This is a genomic window from Microbacterium hatanonis, assembly GCF_008017415.1.
GTDB lineage: Bacteria > Actinomycetota > Actinomycetes > Actinomycetales > Microbacteriaceae > Microbacterium > Microbacterium hatanonis.
The window spans coordinates 166,537-182,611 of the sequence record NZ_VRSV01000002.1 but is presented as its reverse complement, the minus strand read 5'-3'; the positions used below and the strand labels follow the sequence as shown (position 1 = coordinate 182,611).

The window sequence follows — 16,075 nt, the reverse complement described above, 5'->3', positions numbered from 1 at the left end:
GCTCAGGCCCGCAGCAGCTCCGCGGCCCGCTCGGCGATCGCGACGGTGGGCGCCTGGGTGTTACACGTCGGGATGCGGGGCATGACCGAGGCGTCGGCGACCCACAGGCCCTCCAGGCCGCGCACGCGGAGCCCCGGATCGACGACGGCGAGGTCGTCGGTGCCGATGCGGGCCGTGCCCGAGCAGTGGAAGAACGTGCCGATGTTCTCGCGCACGAAGCGCACCTTCGCGGCGCGGTCGAGGCCGTGCGGCGGGGTGATCGGGCCCTCGGCGAGGTCTGCGTAGGCCGACGTCGCGACGAGATCGTGCACCGCGTCGACGGCCTCGACCATGGCGGCGAGGTCGATGGGGTCGGCCAGGTAGTTCGGATGGACGTCGGCGGATGCTGCGGGGTCGGCCGAGCGCACGCGCACCCATCCCGTGCTCCGCGAGCGGTACAGGCCCGGCACGAGCGCGAAGACGCGGTTGCCGGAGAGGTCGTGCGCGGCGTGCAGCGCGTCGTCGCCGCGCGAGCCGTGCGCGATGACGGTGTGGAGGTCGGGTCCGGCTTCGGCGTGAGAGCTCCGCCAGTTCAGCATCGCGCCCCCGCCGTTGCCGATCACCGGGCCGAGGTCGGCGCGCGCGCGGAAGTTCATGCCGAGGATCAACGGGTGGTCCTGGAAGTTCTCGCCCACCCCGGGCAGGTCGTGCACGACATCGATCCCGGCCGCGGAGAGGCGCCGCGGGTCGCCGACGCCCGAGAGCTGCAGCAGGCGCGGGGTGTCGAGGGCGCCGGCGGCGAGCACCGTGCGCGTTGCGGTCGTGGTCACGAGCGAGCCGTCGACGACATGCCGCACGCCGGTGACGACACCGTGCCGGACGACGACACCGTGCACGGCACTGCCGACGATCACGTCGAGGTTCGCGCGTGCGAGCGCGGGCTCGAGGTAAGCCCGGGCGGTGCTCCACCGCTCGAAGGCCCCGTCGGGTGCGGCGACCGCGTTGTAGTCGGCGTAGACGGCCCCCTCGTTGGAGGCGCCGTTGGCGTCGTCGAGCACCGGCAGGCCGCGTTCGGCCGAGGCGGCGATGAGGGCGTCGGCGATCGGGTGCACCTCGGCGAGAGGGCCGACCCGCATGGGTCCGTCGGTTCCGCGGAAGGACGGGTCGCCGCCGGCGCGTGCCTCCGAGCGCCGGAAGTACGGCAGCAGGTCGTCGTACCCCCACCCCGTCGCCCCGGCGGCGGCCCACGCGTCGTAGTCGGCGCGGTTGCCGCGATACCAGAGCATGGCGTTCGTGCTCGAGCTGCCGCCCAGCACCTTTCCACGCGGCATCGCGAGCGAACGCCCCAGCACGTGGTCGGTGGGCGTCGAGCGGTAGCCCCAGTCGTACGGCCCGCCGATCATGGCGTCCCAGTGCGCGGCGTCGAGGATCTCGCCCACCCCGCGGTGGTCCGGTCCTGCTTCGACGAGCAGCACGCGGCGATCCGGGTCCTCCGTGAGGCGAGCGGCCAGCACGCACCCGGCGGCCCCGCCGCCGACCACGATCACGTCGTACTCGGCGGCCGGGGAGGCGATCAGCGGCATCAGTTGTGCTCGCTCGGACCCATGATGCTCACGCCTTCGGTGGCTTCGACGTGGCGGACGAAGATGTACTTGTCCTCGCGCCCGTCGGAGTGCTTGCGCTTGATGCCGGGCTCGAGGATCCCGTCGGTCTTCGCGACGACGATGTACGGCTCGGATGCGGCGAGGCCGGCGGCGCAGTGCGCGTCGAACTCCTCGAGCGTCGCGGCCGTGTAGGCCTGGTCGACGCCGGCGCCGCGGGCGATCGCGGCGAGGTCGACGCGCCCTTTCGCGGTGTGGGTCGCGGGCCCCCCGATCGACTGGTACTGCTCGTTGTCCCAGACCACGATGAAGAGGTTCTCGGGGCGCTCGTTGCCGAGGGTGGCGAGGATGCCGAGGTTGAACAGCAGCCCGCCGTCGGTGTCGAGCGAGACGATACGGCGGTGCGGCAGCCCCACGGCGAGACCGAAGGCCTCGGGGGTGACGCAGCCGAGCTGCTGCTGGAACAGGCTCGCGTCGCGCATGTGCGGCGCGGCGTTGTACCACTCGTCGACCGCGCCGCCGAGGGAGAGGATGACGAGCTCGTCGGCGAGGCGCGCCCCGAGCAGTTTCATGGCTTCGAATCGGGAGTAGCTCATCGGACCAGGTCTCCTCCGAGGACGATCGCCGCGTGGTAGTACGAGGCGTAGGCGGTGTCGTAGGCGCGCACGATCGCGGTCTCGAGCTGATCGACGTCGCGCACGATCGTGTAGGGCGTGCGGAGGGCTTGGAGAAGGGGTTCCATCGTGATCCCGTGCGGGATCGCCCACCAGTTGTTCTCGCCCATCTCCCCCCGGTAGCTCATGATCATCACGACCGGGATGCCGGCGCCGAGCCCCATGCGGGCGAGGTGCTCGGTGGCGGCGCGGAGGCCGGAGTTCTCCATCACGAGCACGGCGCGCTTGCCCGAGAGGAAGACGCCGCCGGCGATCGCGGCGCCCTCGCCCTCGTTCGTGACGGGGATCGTGCGGATGTCGGGATCGGCGTCCAGCGCCGGGTAGAGCTCCTTCAGGAGCGAGTCGGGAAGGTAGGTCGCAACGCTCACCCCGGCCCTCTTCAGGCCGCGGATGACCGCGTCGACAGCATCGGCTCTCACAGTGGTCTCTCTCTCGTTCGGGGGTCGATGTCCCCATCGACCCGGAAATGCGGCGGCGATACCCGGCGGGAACGGGACATCGGCTTCAGGAATGGGCGGTGAGGCCGTGCGCGCGATGCGTCGAGGCCAGGCGCGGAGCGCCGCTGAACCGCTCGCGCAGGGTGGATGCCTCGCCGCCTCCGGCGCGTCCGCGCTCGACGAGGATCGGCAGCACGAGTTCGATGAACGCGCGGTAGGCGTCGAGGCCGCCGAAGGTCGGCTCGAGCATGATGCCGTCGATGCCGGAGCCGTCGACGATGCGCTCGATCTCGTCGGCGACCTCGACCGGCGACCCGGTGACCTGGAAGCCGCGGATCGCCTTCGTGCGGAACTGGTCGAGGATCTGCCCGACCCGCATGTCGGGGTCCTGCCGCGCGTACCGCTGCACGAGCGTCTGCCCGAGGTCGGTCTTCAGGTCCACGACACGCATTTCGGGGTCGAGGCCGGTGAGGTCGAGCCCGGTGATCCCGGCGAACATGACGGCGGCGTCATCGAGGCCGAGGAGCGCCTCGTACTCGGCGCGCAGCATCCGTGCCTCCTCCGAGGTCGGCGCCACCGTCACGGTCATGCCGGTCACCACGGCCACGTCGTCGGCCGCGCGCCCGTTCTTCACCGCCTGCTCGCGGATGTCCTGGACGTGGGCTGCGGCCGAGGCGATCGTCTGCCCCTGGATGAAGACGGCCTCGGCGTTGCGGGCGGCATAGGCGCGTCCTCGGTCGGAGGTGCCCGCCTGGAACAGCACGGGGGTGCGCTGGGGGGTCGGCGGCACGGCGAAGATCCCCCGCGAACGCTGGAACCGCCCGTCGACCTCGACGGGCCGGAGCTTGGCGGGGTCGGCGTAGACGCCGCTCGCGCGGTCGCGCGCCTCGGCATCGTCGTCCCAGCTGTGCTCCCAGTAGCGCAGGCACGTGTCGAGGAACGCGTCGGCGGCGTCGTAGCGCTCGTCGTGCGTGAGCTGCTCGGTGACGCCGAACAGCTCATCGGTCGTCGCCTGCGAGCTGCCGGTGACGATGTTCCACCCGATGCGTCCGCCGGTGAGGCGGTCGAGGGTGGCGAAGCGGCGCGCCGTGGCGTAGGGGCGCTCCACCGTCGTGGGCGAGGTCACGACGAAGCCGAGGCTCTCGGTCTCGCGAGCGAGGGCGGCGATCGCGAGCATGGGGTCGAGGGCGGGGAACTGGATGCCGTGCGCCGCCACCTCTGGGGGCATCCGCCCGTCGAGGGTCGCATAGCCGTAGGTGTCGGCGAAGAAGAGGAAGTCGAACCCCGCAGCGTCGAGCTCGCGCGCGAGCGTCACCCAATGGTCGAGGTCGTCCCAGTCGTCGCCGCGGCCGCGCGGGTCGGTCCACGTCGGCATCCCGTTGCTGGGGTTCATCATCTCGAAGACCCCGAGCCTGATCCGTTTCGTCACAGCACCATCACCACCGTCTTCGTCTCCAAGTAGTTCTCCAGGCCCTGCGCGCCGTTCTCGTAGCCCCAGCCCGATTCCTTGTGGCCGCCCTTGGGTAGCTCCGGGCCGAGGAACGAGTGGCAGTTCACCCACACGGTGCCCGCCTGCAGCCGCGCCGCCACGCGGTGGGCGTCGCTGAGGCCCTCCGTCCACACGCTCGCCGCGAGGCCGTACGGCGAGTCGTTCGCCCACCCCACCACCTCGTCGAGGTCGTCGTAGGGGGTGACGACGGCGACGGGGCCGAAGATCTCCTCGCGCATGAGGCGCATGTCGGCCCGCACGTCGGTAATCACCGTCGGGGCGTAGAACGTGCCGGCGTCGCCCGAGCGCTCCCCGCCCGTGACGACGGTCGCGCCCTGCGCCCGGCCCTCGTCGATGAATCCGGCGACGCGCTCGGCCTGCGCGAGGCTGACGAGGGGTCCGAGGTCGGCGTCGGGGTCGAGGCCGTGTCCGAGCCGCAGCTTCTCGCCCGCCGCCGCCATCCCGTCCACGACGTCGCGGTAGACCGAGCGGTGGGCGTAGACGCGGGCGCTCGCGACGCAGACCTGACCGCCGTTGTCGAAGATCCCGCGCGAGATGCCGTCCACGGCCTGGGCGAGATCGGCGTCGGGCAGCACGAGCGCGGGCGATTTGCCGCCGAGCTCCAGGGTGAGGCGCTTCAGGCTCCCGGCGGCGGTGGCGACCAGGCGCTTGCCGACGGCGGTCGAACCGGTGAAGGCCACCTTCGCGACCCCGGGGTGCTCGGCGAGGGACTGGCCGGCCTCCCCGCCGAAGCCGGTGACGACGTTGACGACGCCGTCGGGAACCCCCGCCTCCTGCAGCAGACGCCCGAGGTACAGCGCCGTCAGCGGGGTGTTCTCGGCGGGCTTCAGCACGATCGTGCAGCCGGCGGCGAGGGCGGGGGCGAGCTTCATCGCCGTCATGATGAGCGGCGAGTTCCACGGCACGATCGCGGCGACCACGCCGACGGGCTCGCGTCGCGTATAGGCGAAGACCTCCTTGCCCGGCGGCGTGCGGCTCAGCGACGTCGGGATCGTCTCGCCGAGGATCTTCGTCGGCCAGCCCGCGTAGTACCGGAACTGGTTGATCGCGGCGGGCACCTCGCCGAGGCGGGAGGTGCGCACGCTCTTGCCCTGGTCGAGCGTCTCGAGCTCGGCGAGATCGTCGAGGTGCTCCTGCATCAGGTCGGCGATGCGCCACAGCAGCGCACCCCGGTCGGCGGGTCGCATCCCGGCCCACGACGCAAGGGCGTCGGATGCGGCGGCCACCGCGGCATCCGCATCCGCACCCGATCCGCGGGCGATCCTGGCGAGCGTCTCGCCGGTGGCGGGGTCGAGGGTGGCGAAGGTCGCGCCGTCGTGGGCGGGCGTCCAGCGGCCGCCCACGAGGAGGCGCCCCGGGTCGTCGGCCAGGAACGCGGCGACGCGCTCGCGGAGCGCGCCGGGGGTGATCTCGATCGTCATGAGCTTCTCCGTCGCGGGGTGTGGGTCGTGGTTCTGCATCGGGTTGTTCGAGGCTACGAAGGTCCTGTTACGTCCGATCGCTTCTCGTGTGTCAGCCGTGGAAGAGCCCGGTCGGGTCGTCCTGGGCGTCGAGCCAGGCCGAGCGGCGGGCGAAGAGGTCGGGCACGAGCGAGCGCACGCGATCGATGATCTCGTCGAGATCGGCGTGCACGAGCCGCCCGTCGCGCACGACGACGTCGCCCGCGACCATGGTCAGGTCGACGTCCGACCCGCGCACGGCGTGCACGAGGTTGTGGTGCACGTTCGCGTATCCGCCCGACGGCAGCAGCGGCGTCATCCGCGGGGTGTCGGTGCGGACCGCGACGAGGTCGGCCTGGAAGCCGGGGGCGATCGCGCCGATGTCGTTGCCACGGCCAATGGCCGCCGCCCCGCCACGGGTCGCCATCTGCAGCACCTGCCAGGAGTCCATGGCCGCAGCATCCATCGTGCGGAGTTTGCCGAGGAGCGACGCGACCTTCATCTCCTCGAACATGTCGAGGTTGTTGTTCTCCTTCTCGCCGTCGGTGCCGAGACCCACGTTCACGCCCGCGGCGAGCATCTCGGCGATCGGGGCCATACCGCTGGCGAGCTTCATGTTCGACACCGGGTTGTGGGAGACGCCGACCCCGCGCTCGGCGATGAGCTCGACCTCGGCCTGGTCGAGCCAGACCGCGTGGGCGATCATGGCGCGCGGGGTGTCGAAGAAGCCGAGCTTCTCGAGCGCGAACATCGGGCGCACGCCGTAGCGCGAGACGAAGTCGGCGACCTCGATCTCGGCCTCGCTGCAGTGGGTGTAGATGCCCGTGTCGTACGCCTTCGCCAGGTCGACGGCCCGGCGCTGCCCGGCCTCGTCGGCGTAGAAGGGGTGCTCGAGGCCGACCCAGGGCATGATCCGGCCGTTGGCTGCGCCGGCCCACTGCGTCAGCATCCGCTCGTTGTCGTCGAGGGTGTCGAAGTAGTCGAAGTCGGGGTGCTCGCCGACGTAGTTCACCGTGACCAGGCGGTTGCCGAGGGCGGATGCCGCGCGGGCGGCGCCGTCCATGTAGCGCCACATGTCGACCACCGTGGTGGTGCCCGACAGCAGCCCCTCCGCGTAGCAGAGCCAGGCGGCGGCCTCCGCCTCCTCGGGGCGCAGCACCCGGTGCATCGGGTCGATGTGCAGGCGCAGCCACTCCCACACCGGCAGGTGCTCGGCGGTGCCGCGCAGCATGCCCGAGTGGTGGTGGGCGTTCACGAGGCCCGGCATGAGCACGCGGTCGGGCAGGTCGATCCGGGCGGCGCCGGGGTAGGCGGCCTCGAGCTCGGCCTGCGGCCCGACGGCGACGATCGCGTCGCCCTGGACGGCGACGGCGGCGCCTTCGAGCACCGAGCGGTCGTCGTCCATCGTCAGCACGACGTCGGGGGTCAGCAGGATCGTGGGGGTGATGCTCATGGGGGTGCTTCCTGGAGGGGGTGCGGGACGGGCGGGACCCGGGCCGGGATGCGCTCCCGGCCCGGAGGCTCAGCGCTGGTAGGCGACGAGGTCGGGGCTCTCTGCGTAGACCTCGTCGAGCAGGCTGAGGTCGAACAGGTCGGCCGCGGTGAGCGCGTAGCCCGACGTGGCCAGGCTCGCCAGGGTCTGCTCCTGCAGGTCGTCAGAGATGGTGAAGAGGCCGTTCTCGACCGTCTCGTCCGAGACGACGAGCAGCTCCGCCTGGGCGGTCGCGCTCGCGGTCGAGCTCTCGAGATCGAGCCCGAGGTCGGTGCCGTACTCGTCGACGGCGAGCTGGGCTCCCGCGCCGGGGTCGGCCACGGCGTCGCTCCAGCCGCGGATCTCTGCCGTGAGGAAGGCCTTGAGGGCATCGCGGTCGGAGGCGATGGTGTCGTCGGTGGCGGTGATGACGTGGCCGACGAACGGCAGGCCGTTGTCGGCGAAGAGCAGGTCGGTGACCTCGATGCCCTGCAGCTCGATCGCTACCGACTGGCTCGTGACGAAGGCGATCAGCCCGTCGACCTCGCCGGTGGTCAGCGGCGCGGGGTCGTACTGCACGGGCACGATGTCGACCTCGGAGGTGTCGATGTCGTTCGCGGCGAGGAACGCGTCGAAGACCGCACGGTTGGAGTCCTGCACGCCGATCTTCTTGCCGATCATGTCCTGGGGCGTCGTGATGTCGGCGCCGTCGGCGAGGGAGGCGATCGTGAAGGGGTTCTTCTGGAACGTCGCGCCGATGATCTTCAGCGGCGCCGCTTCGTTCGCGACGGCGGCGCCCACCGACAGGGCGTCGGTCAGCGACAGATCGGCGGTGCCGGAGAGCAGCTCGGGCACACCGCTCGAGGGACCGGGCACGAGCTGCACCGAGCCGAGCCCGGCGTCGGTGTAGTAGCCCTCGGAGTCGGCGATGAGCTCTCCCGACCATTCCTCGTTCAGGATCCAGCTGAGCTGCACGGTCAGGTCGCCGAGGCCGGTTGCTTCGGCGGCGCTCTCCGAGGGGGCGGATGCTGCGCCGCCGGCGCAGGCGGACAGCAGCAGGGCGCCGACGGCCACGGCTGCTCCCGCGGCGAATCGACGGAGCAGGGGACGGGTCGAGGTCATGGCTCTCTCGCTCTCCCCGCGGCGCCCGGTGGGCGGGCGCGGCGGAAACGGTGTCATCGCTGCGGGTGAAGCGACGAGGACCCGGAGGAGGCGGCCCTGCATCCGATAGTAAATACCTATCGTTGATTGCAAATAGCGATCACGTTACGTGTTCGTTTCGCGATGCGGGGAGCTCACCGACTGCCGGCGTAGACCAGCAGGATGCGCACCGGGTCGTCACCGACGACCGACCAGCGGTTGCGCAGAGCGCCCGGGTGGGCGATGGCGTCGCCCGCGCCGAGCTCCCATTCGCCGCGCCCCTCAATCGAGACGGTGATGCGTCCGGCGACGACGTAGACCGTGAGGTCTCCGTCGGACTCGAACCAGTCGCCCATGTACTGCCCCGGTTCGATCCGGTACTCCTGCACGGTCGCCGCGCGGGCATCGGCCGAGGAGATGACGCGATGGACGCCCGCGTTGGCGACGTCGGCGATCGGCGCCCAGGTGCCCGCATCCGCCCTGGAGAGGTGGATGACCTCGGGCTCGGGCATCGCGGGCAGGAGGGCCGACGGGGAGATGCCGAGCACCTTCGCGATCCGGTACAGCGACGCGAGCGACGGCATGGTCTGCCCGTTCTCGATGGTGCTGAGGAACGGCTGGCTGATCTCGGCCTCGGCGGCGAGAGCGCGCATCGAGAGCTTGCGCGCCGTGCGGGCCTCGCGGATCGCACGCCCCAGCGACTGCCCGATGAGGGCGTCGTGATCGGGGGCGACGGGCACGGGCTCCACGATAGGCGGTGTCGTCACGGGGTGCCCTGCGCCAGCCGCCACACCCGGTCACGCGAGAACGGCTGTTCGTAGCCGCGCGTGCCGAGCGCGCGGGCGATCGCGTTGCCGACCGCGGGTGCGACGGGGTTGTAGGGCGACTCGCTCATCGACTTCGCGCCGAACGGGCCGACTGAGTCGTCGGTGTCGGCGAAGTACACCTCGGTGTCGGGGATGTCGGCGAACTGCGGCACCCGGTAGGTGCGGAAGACGGGGTTCTGCACGCGCCCGTCGGGCTGGATGTACACCTCTTCGTAGAGCGCGCTGCCGTAGCCCTGCGCGACGCCGCCCTCGATCTGGCCGCGGCACTGCGCCGGGTTCATGACGAAACCCGCGTCGGCGGCGTGCACCGACTGCAGCACCCTCACGGTGCCGGTCTCGACGTCGACCGCGACCCGCACCGCGTGCACGTTGAACGCGAGCGAGCGCACGTCGCCGTGCTCGCTGCCCTCGGCGCGCAGACCCTCCGCGGTGCTCTCGCCCGCAGCATCCACGATCTCGTCGAACCCGACGAGCCTGTCGCCGACCCGCACCCCTCCGGCTTCGAGCTGCGCGCTTGCGTTCGTCGAGTCGACGGCCTCTCGCCGAGTCGACACCCCGCCGGCGTCGAGAGCCTGGCCGCTCGGCGAGAGCTCGTCGTCTCGGCGGGCGATCTCCCGCGCGACCTGCAGCATGCGGTCGCGCAGCGACAGGCACGCGGCGTGGAGGGCCTTGCCGGCGACCGTGATGCCGGCCGAGGCGAACGCGCCGGTGTCGTGCGAGACCAGGTCGGTGTCGGCGGTGCGCAGGTCGAGGCGGTCGAACGAGGCCGACAGATCGGATGCGGCGATCTGCCGCAGCACGGTCGTGGTGCCGTTGCCGAACTCGGCCGTGCCGGCGCGCAGCGCGAACGTGCCGTCGCGGCGGAGCGTGACCGAGGTGTGGGAGATGTGTCCACGCGGGGCCATCGTCGCGATCATCGCGATCGCCATGCCCTCGCCGACCCGCCAGTTCTCGCCCGCGGGGGCTGCCACCCCGTTGCCGCGCGCGAGCGCCGCCTGCGCGAGGTCGAGGCACTGGTCGAGGCCGTAGCTGCCCCACACGAGATCCTCCTCGTGGGGGACGTGGTCGGGGTGGAGCCGGTCGCCCTCGTGCACCGCGTTGATGCGCCGCAGCTCGAACGGGTCGATCCCCAGGCGCTCGGCGAGCATGTCCATCGCCGATTCGACCCCGAGCATGACCTGGCCGAGTCCGTACCCGCGGAAGGCCCCCGACGGCACGTTGTTCGTGTAGACCGCCTCCGCGTCGATGCGCCGCACGGGGCAGCGGTAGACGGTGGTCGACTCGGCGACGCCGTGGAACATCACCCCGATCGCGTGGTTGCCGTAAGCGCCGGTGTCGCTGAGCACGTCGACCCGCATCGCGGTGAGCACGCCCTCGTCCGTTGCGCCGAGGGTCACCGACACCCGCATCGGGTGCCGCACCGAGGTGCGCTGGAACTCGTCGGTGCGCGAGAGCTCGTACGCGACGGGGCGGCCGGTGCGCAGCACCGCGAGGGCGACGAGGTCTTCGGCGAAGATCTCCTGCTTTCCGCCGAAGCCGCCGCCGACCCGGGCGGTCAGCACCCGCACGCGTGACGGGTCGAGATCGAAGATGCGGGCGAGTTCGTCGCGCGTGAGGAACGGCACCTGCGTGCTCGCGCGGATCACCAGGCGCCCGTCGTCATCGAGCCATCCCACGGCGCCGTGGGTCTCGAGCTGCGCGTGCGAGACGCGGGCGTTGCGCCACGTTCCGCTGACGGTCACCGCGCTCGCCGCGAGCGCCGCCGCGGTGTCGCCGTGCTCTTCGTGGAACGCGGCGACCACGTTGCGCGAGGCCTCGGCCACGCGGTCGTCGGGCGTGCGTTCGGGATGAAGGAGCGGTGCACCGGCCGTGCGCGCCTCCTCCGGCTCGAACACCGCCGGCAGCACGTCGTAGGTCACGGCGATCGCGCGGCATGCGGCCTCCGCGGCGGCGGCGGTCTCGGCGACGACGGCCGCCACGCGCTGCCCGATGAAGCGCACGGTGTCGTCCAGCATCCGTGTGTCGTCGGGGTCGTCGGTGCGGTGCTCGTGGCGCCCCGTGGAGTATCGCGTCGACGGCACGTCTTCGTGCGTGAAGACCTCCACGACGCCGGGGATGCTGCGGGCCGCCGCGGTGTCGATCGCGACGATGCGCGCGTGCGCGTGCGGCGAGCCGAGCACGCGCAGGAACAGGGCGCCCGGCACGGGTTCGTCGAAGGTGTACGGCTCGAGTCCCTGCACGATGCCGCGCGCCGCGGGCGGCACGGGCGACGCCCCGACGCCCTGCGGCTCGCCCGCGCCGCTCCTCACGTCCGCGTCGCTCGCGCCCGCGTCGCTCCTCACGTGAGAGTCCAAGACACCCGGAGTCGCGCTCTCGAGCGTCCGGGTGTTCTGGACTTTCGGCGGGAGGCCCGCGCCGGTCTCACGCACCGGGCCCAGAACGGATGCTTCGATCGCCTCGCGGATCGGACGATAACCCGTGCAGCGGCAGAGGCTGCCCTTCATGTGGCGGTGCAGGTCGGGCAGGTCGTCGGGGGCGAGTGTCGACGCCGTGACCGACATGCCGGCCGTGCAGAACCCGCACTGGAACCCGAAGCCGGTGGCGATCGCCTCCTGCACCGGGTGCAGGTCGTCGCCGGGCGCGAGGCCTGCGGCCGTGGTGACGGCGGCACCCTCGACCCGCATGGCGGGGATGATGCAGGAGTGCACGGGCGCGCCGTCGAGGATGACCGCGCACGCGCCGCAGTCGCCCGCGTCGCACCCCTTCTTGACCTCGGTGTGGCCGTGCTCGCGCAGCAGGGTGCGCAGCGACTGGCCCGGACGGGGCTCCGCGTCGACGCCTGCGCCGTTGACCTCGAACCTCATGCGCCCTCCTCCAACGCCGCGCGGATGCGCTCGGCGAGCACGATGCTGACCCCTCGGCGCCAGTCGGCCGAACCGAGCGGGTCGGAGTAGTAGCGCGAGGCCGCACCCACCGCATCGGCGAGGGTCGCAGCATCCGGGATCCCGTCGAACCGCAGCACCGTCGGCGCCTCGGTCGCCGCGGTGATCCCGAAGACGCACGCGCCGTCGGGATCGATGCGGCCGGTGACGACCGCGCCGGAGCGGCCGAGCTCCGCGAGCGCGATCTTCTGCAGCAGCATGCGCGAGCGAAGGGCGTGCGCGGGGATCTCGATCGCGCGCAGCACCTCGCCGCGCGTGAGGGCGTTCTCGGCGTTGCCGGTGACGAGCTCGGCCACGGGGAGGCGGCGCTCGCCGCCGTCGGGCGTCCAGACGACGGCCGTCGCGTCGAGACCGGAGGCGAACGAGGTCATCGAGCCCGCCGCGAACGACTGGCAGACGTTGCCGCCGACGGTGGCGGTGTTCCAGATCTTGAAGCTCGCCAGCAGGGCGTTCGCCGCATCCGGCACCCGGGCGACGGCGGTCCAGTCGGCGGGCACCTCGGAGCTCCGCGACCACGCGACGAAGCGGGCGATCGTGCAGGTCGCGGCGATCCGGAGGCCCTCGGCGGTGATCTCGAGGTCGGGCCAGGGCATCGTGGTGAGGTCGACGAAGCCCGTGGCCTGCGGCTGCGGCTCGCTCATGAGCCAGGTGCCGCCGCCGAGGAAGATCTCGCCGGGAGCCAACGCGAGGTCGTCGCGCGTGCGTGCGCGGCGGAAGCTCGTCACGGTGTTGATGTCCATGGCGCGCCCCTCTCTTCTGCGGTGGCGTCAGTCAACCATCCGCGGATTACTCGAATGTTTCCTGGGTCAACATCCGACTCCGCCGCCCGACGCGTTTCAGCCCTCCGCCAGCATCCGCATCATGTACTCGACGAAGCGCTCGCGGTCGATCGCCTCGATCGCCGTGGCGTTCGCCGGCGGGGCGACCGCGCGCCAGTCGAACACGGTCGCGCCGCGGGTGAGCTCACCCTGGGTCTCGACGGCGACGAAGTATCCGCGTTCCTCGAGCACGAGCGCCGGCTCGAGCGCGACCAGCACCGACAGCGAGTCGCAGTGGATCGACCCGCCGACGCCCACGGCCACGTCGAACTCGAAGGTCTGCTGATTGGCGGTGACGAAGAAGTCGCTGCGCCGGGTGCCGAGAGAGCGGATGCTGTCGATCCGCGCCTGATCGAAGACCACGTCGCGCAGCGAGAGCGGGTCCCACGTGACGAATCGCACCGAGGCGAATCCGGCGTCGAGCACGATCTGCGCGGCCTCTGGATCGACGTAGATGTTGTACTCGGCGGCCGCCGTGATGTTGCCGCGCGCGTTGATCGAGCCGCCCATGATCACGAGCTCCGCGACGTTCGCCGCGAAACCCGGGTCGTGCTGCACCGCCAGGGCGATGTTCGTCAGCGGGCCGATCGCGATCACGGTCAGCGCCCCGGCGTGCTCGCGCGCGAGCCGCACCAGCGCGTCGGGCGCTGGTTCATCCGCGGCCTGCTCCGACCCCTCGCGCTGCTGGCCGCCGACGCCGTCGCCGTGCACGTCCGACGCGCTCGCCCACTCGCGCTCGAGCGGCTGCCGCGCACCGAGGTGCACGGGCACCTCGCCGCGGCGCCCCACGACCTCGAGCGTGAGGAACGCGTTCTCGACCTGCTGCTCGAAGCCGACGTTGCCGGCGACCATCGTGATCGCCCGCAGGTCGGCGCGCGGATCGGTGAGCCCGATCATCAGCGCGAAGCAGTCATCGGCCGCCGTGTCGGTGTCGATCACGAGCGGAATGCGGTCGGTCATGCTGTCCCTTCGTCCCGGTCGGAGAATCGCGCGGTGGTCGGAGCGTTCCGCGCCGATCCTCCGACATGCGTCACATTCTCCGACGTTCGCGAGCCGCGCCGTGCCGGCGCCCGCCTCACAGCCTTCCCGCCAGCTCTTCGGATGCTGCGGCCACGCCGGCGGCGATCGTCCGCTCGTCGGCGGTGGTCAGCATCCCGCCGTCGACCACCACCCGCCCGTTGACGAACAGTCGCTCGACGGGCGGCATCGCCCCGAGCCCGAGGGCGGCCACCGGATCGAGGATGCCGGCGTGCTCGACCCCGTCGATCCGCCACACCGCGACGTCGGCGAGCTTGCCGACCTCGAGCGAACCGATCTCGGCCTCGCGCCCGAGCACGCGCGCCCCGCCGATCGTGGCGATGCGCAGCCCGTCGCGCACCGAGAACGAGTCGGCGCCCGTGCGCAGGCGGTTCATCAGCACCGCCTCGCGGATCTCGATGCCGAGCTGCCCCGACTCGTTCGACGCCGACCCGTCGACGCCGAGGCCGACCGGAACGCCCGCGCGCAGCATGTCGCGTACCGGCGCGATGCCCGCGGCCAGGCGCGCGTTCGACGACGGGCAGTGCGCGACGCCCGTGCCGGTCTCGGCGTACCGGCGGATGCCCGCGTCGTCGAGCCGCACGGCGTGCGCCATCCACACGTCCGGACCCAGCCACCCGAGATCGCCGAGATGATCCGTCGGTGACTTGCCGAACGTGGCGAGGCAGTACTCGTCCTCCTCGGCGGTCTCCGACGCGTGGGTGTGCAGCCGCACGTCGAGCGACCGGGCGAGCACGGCGGCCTCGCGCAGCAGGTCTTCCGTCACCGAGAACGGCGAGCACGGCGCGACGGCGACCCTCACCATCGCTTCGAACGAGGGGTCGTGGTACCGCTCCACCGCCTCCTGCGATGCCGCCAGCGCAGCATCCGTCGACTCGACGGCGAAGTCGGGCGGCAGCCCGCCCTGCGACTGGCCGCGATCCATCGAGCCGCGGGTCGCGTGCAGGCGCACGCCGATGCGAGCGGATGCGTCGACGATCGCCCCCACGATGTCGCCGCCGCCCCGGGGGAAGACGTAGTGGTGGTCGCCGACCGTCGTGCAGCCCGAGCGTGCGAGCACCGACATCGCGCCGGCAGCCCCCGCCCCGACGAGGTCGGCGTCGATGCGCGCCCAGAGCGGATAGAGCGAGGTGAGCCAGTCGAACAGGATCGAGTCCTGCGCGTAGCCGCGCGTGAGCCACTGGTAGAGGTGATGGTGGGTGTTGATGAGCCCGGGGGTCACGAGGCACCCGCGGGCGTCGACGACACTCGCGCCCTCGCGGAACGCGTCGGGTGCACGGCCCGGGCCGACGGCCACGATGCGGGTGCCCTCGATGACGACGTGTCCGCCGTCGTACTCGTTGCCCATCGCACCCGTGCTGAGCTGCGGCGAAGCGTCGACCGCGGCGACGTAGCCGCCCTCGATGATCGTGCGTGCCATCACAGCTCCAGTTCGACCGCGGTCTCGAGCGCCGCCTCGATCGAGCGCATCCATCCGCCCTTGAGTGCGGCGTTCTTGTCGGAGTACAGCGAATCGCCGTCGACGAGGTTGCTCGAGCAGGCGCAGATCATGCCGGCCCGCAGGCCCCGCAGACGCGCGACGACGTACATCGCGGACGCCTCCATCTCGATGTTGAGCACGCCCATGCCGCTGAGCTCCGTGATCAGCGCGGGGGTCTCGGCGTAGAACGCGTCGCTCGACGTGCTGATTCCGGTGAACGCGCGGGTGCCGGATGCGGCGGCGATGCGCTCGGCGTGCCGGGTCAGCGCGACGGTGAGCCCGAGGTCGGGAACGGCCGGGAACCCGCGGGGAAGGTAGGCGTCGGTCGTGCCGTCGGCGCGGAGGCTCCCCTCGCTCACGAGCAGGTCGCCGGGGGCGATGCCGGGCTGAAGCCCGGCGGAGCTGCCGACGCGGATGAACGAGGTCACCCCGACGCGGGCGAGCTCCTCCACGGCGATCGCGGTGGACGGGCAGCCCATGCCGGTCGAGGTCGCCGTGATGTGACGCCCCTTGTACCAACCGGTCATCGTGCGGTGCTCGCGGTTGTGCGCGACCTCCTTCACGCCGGTGAGGAACTCGGCGACGAACGGCACGCGGAACGGATCGCCCGGCAGCAGCGCGACGGACGAGACCTCACCCGGCGCGATGCCGATGTGGTACTGCCGTTCGGTGAGTCCGGCCTGGGATTTGTCGACGGTGGACATGGTTCTCCTTCGAGG

Annotated in this window: 13 protein-coding genes; all 13 read right to left on the bottom strand. The window is 71.8% G+C overall.

Translation table 11 applies throughout. The annotated features are described in order from the left end of the window. Window positions 1-2: 2 nt before the first annotated feature. The 13 genes from FVP77_RS11060 to FVP77_RS11000 all read right to left on the bottom strand — a co-directional run bounded on the left by FVP77_RS11060 (window position 3) and on the right by FVP77_RS11000 (window position 16,060). Window positions 3-1,562: a GMC family oxidoreductase gene (locus tag FVP77_RS11060; RefSeq protein ID WP_147894678.1), complete on the bottom strand. Its 1,560-nt coding sequence runs from the start codon at window positions 1,560-1,562 to the stop codon at window positions 3-5. Then, the gene (locus tag FVP77_RS11055; protein WP_147894677.1) at window positions 1,562-2,176 is read right to left on the bottom strand and encodes a thiamine pyrophosphate-dependent enzyme; all 615 of its coding nucleotides are present in this window, start codon (window positions 2,174-2,176) and stop codon (window positions 1,562-1,564) included. The genes FVP77_RS11060 and FVP77_RS11055 overlap by 1 nt, the downstream gene beginning before the upstream one ends. Beyond that, entirely contained in the window at window positions 2,173-2,673 is a 501-nt protein-coding gene (locus FVP77_RS11050; protein WP_121151259.1) for a thiamine pyrophosphate-binding protein, read from the bottom strand. The genes FVP77_RS11055 and FVP77_RS11050 overlap by 4 nt, the downstream gene beginning before the upstream one ends. Window positions 2,674-2,758: 85 nt before the next feature. After that, window positions 2,759-4,120, bottom strand: a complete 1,362-nt coding sequence (locus tag FVP77_RS11045) for an NtaA/DmoA family FMN-dependent monooxygenase (RefSeq protein WP_147894676.1) — start codon at window positions 4,118-4,120, stop codon at window positions 2,759-2,761. After that, window positions 4,117-5,622, bottom strand: a complete 1,506-nt coding sequence (locus tag FVP77_RS11040) for an aldehyde dehydrogenase family protein (protein WP_147894675.1) — start codon at window positions 5,620-5,622, stop codon at window positions 4,117-4,119. Before FVP77_RS11040 ends, FVP77_RS11045 begins: the two co-directional genes overlap by 4 nt. 91 nt (window positions 5,623-5,713) lie before the next feature. After that, window positions 5,714-7,093, bottom strand: coding sequence for an amidohydrolase family protein (locus tag FVP77_RS11035; RefSeq protein ID WP_187266910.1), 1,380 nt, complete (start codon window positions 7,091-7,093; stop codon window positions 5,714-5,716). A gap of 69 nt (window positions 7,094-7,162) precedes the next feature. After that, a complete protein-coding gene (locus FVP77_RS11030) occupies window positions 7,163-8,233 on the bottom strand; it encodes an ABC transporter substrate-binding protein (RefSeq protein WP_147894674.1) in 1,071 nt (356 codons plus the stop codon). Window positions 8,234-8,406: 173 nt separating this feature from the next. Then, window positions 8,407-9,018, bottom strand: coding sequence for a helix-turn-helix domain-containing protein (locus FVP77_RS11025; protein ID WP_147894673.1), 612 nt, complete (start codon window positions 9,016-9,018; stop codon window positions 8,407-8,409). Further along, window positions 9,015-11,942, bottom strand: coding sequence for a molybdopterin-dependent oxidoreductase (locus FVP77_RS11020; RefSeq protein WP_147894672.1), 2,928 nt, complete (start codon window positions 11,940-11,942; stop codon window positions 9,015-9,017). Before FVP77_RS11020 ends, FVP77_RS11025 begins: the two co-directional genes overlap by 4 nt. Continuing rightward, complete coding sequence (locus tag FVP77_RS11015) at window positions 11,939-12,760, bottom strand: FAD binding domain-containing protein (RefSeq protein ID WP_147894671.1); 822 nt, start codon at window positions 12,758-12,760, stop codon at window positions 11,939-11,941. The genes FVP77_RS11020 and FVP77_RS11015 overlap by 4 nt, the downstream gene beginning before the upstream one ends. A 96-nt stretch (window positions 12,761-12,856) precedes the next feature. Then, window positions 12,857-13,798, bottom strand: coding sequence for a nucleoside hydrolase (locus FVP77_RS11010; protein WP_147894670.1), 942 nt, complete (start codon window positions 13,796-13,798; stop codon window positions 12,857-12,859). A gap of 115 nt (window positions 13,799-13,913) precedes the next feature. Then, window positions 13,914-15,296, bottom strand: a complete 1,383-nt coding sequence (locus FVP77_RS11005; protein ID WP_147894669.1) for an 8-oxoguanine deaminase — start codon at window positions 15,294-15,296, stop codon at window positions 13,914-13,916. Further along, window positions 15,296-16,060: a nucleoside phosphorylase gene (locus FVP77_RS11000; protein ID WP_147894668.1), complete on the bottom strand. Its 765-nt coding sequence runs from the start codon at window positions 16,058-16,060 to the stop codon at window positions 15,296-15,298. The genes FVP77_RS11005 and FVP77_RS11000 overlap by 1 nt, the downstream gene beginning before the upstream one ends. Window positions 16,061-16,075 lie beyond the last annotated feature (15 nt).

Coding starts and splice junctions, on each gene's coding strand:
- FVP77_RS11060 (WP_147894678.1), bottom strand. CDS start 1,562: ATGCCGCTGATCGCCTCCCCGGCCGCCGAGTACGACGTGATCGTGGTC.
- FVP77_RS11055 (WP_147894677.1), bottom strand. CDS start 2,176: ATGAGCTACTCCCGATTCGAAGCCATGAAACTGCTCGGGGCGCGCCTC.
- FVP77_RS11040 (WP_147894675.1), bottom strand. CDS start 5,622: ATGACGATCGAGATCACCCCCGGCGCGCTCCGCGAGCGCGTCGCCGCG.
- FVP77_RS11035 (WP_187266910.1), bottom strand. CDS start 7,093: ATGAGCATCACCCCCACGATCCTGCTGACCCCCGACGTCGTGCTGACG.
- FVP77_RS11030 (WP_147894674.1), bottom strand. CDS start 8,233: ATGACCTCGACCCGTCCCCTGCTCCGTCGATTCGCCGCGGGAGCAGCC.
- FVP77_RS11020 (WP_147894672.1), bottom strand. CDS start 11,942: ATGAGGTTCGAGGTCAACGGCGCAGGCGTCGACGCGGAGCCCCGTCCG.
- FVP77_RS11015 (WP_147894671.1), bottom strand. CDS start 12,760: ATGGACATCAACACCGTGACGAGCTTCCGCCGCGCACGCACGCGCGAC.
- FVP77_RS11010 (WP_147894670.1), bottom strand. CDS start 13,798: ATGACCGACCGCATTCCGCTCGTGATCGACACCGACACGGCGGCCGAT.
- FVP77_RS11005 (WP_147894669.1), bottom strand. CDS start 15,296: ATGGCACGCACGATCATCGAGGGCGGCTACGTCGCCGCGGTCGACGCT.
- FVP77_RS11000 (WP_147894668.1), bottom strand. CDS start 16,060: ATGTCCACCGTCGACAAATCCCAGGCCGGACTCACCGAACGGCAGTAC.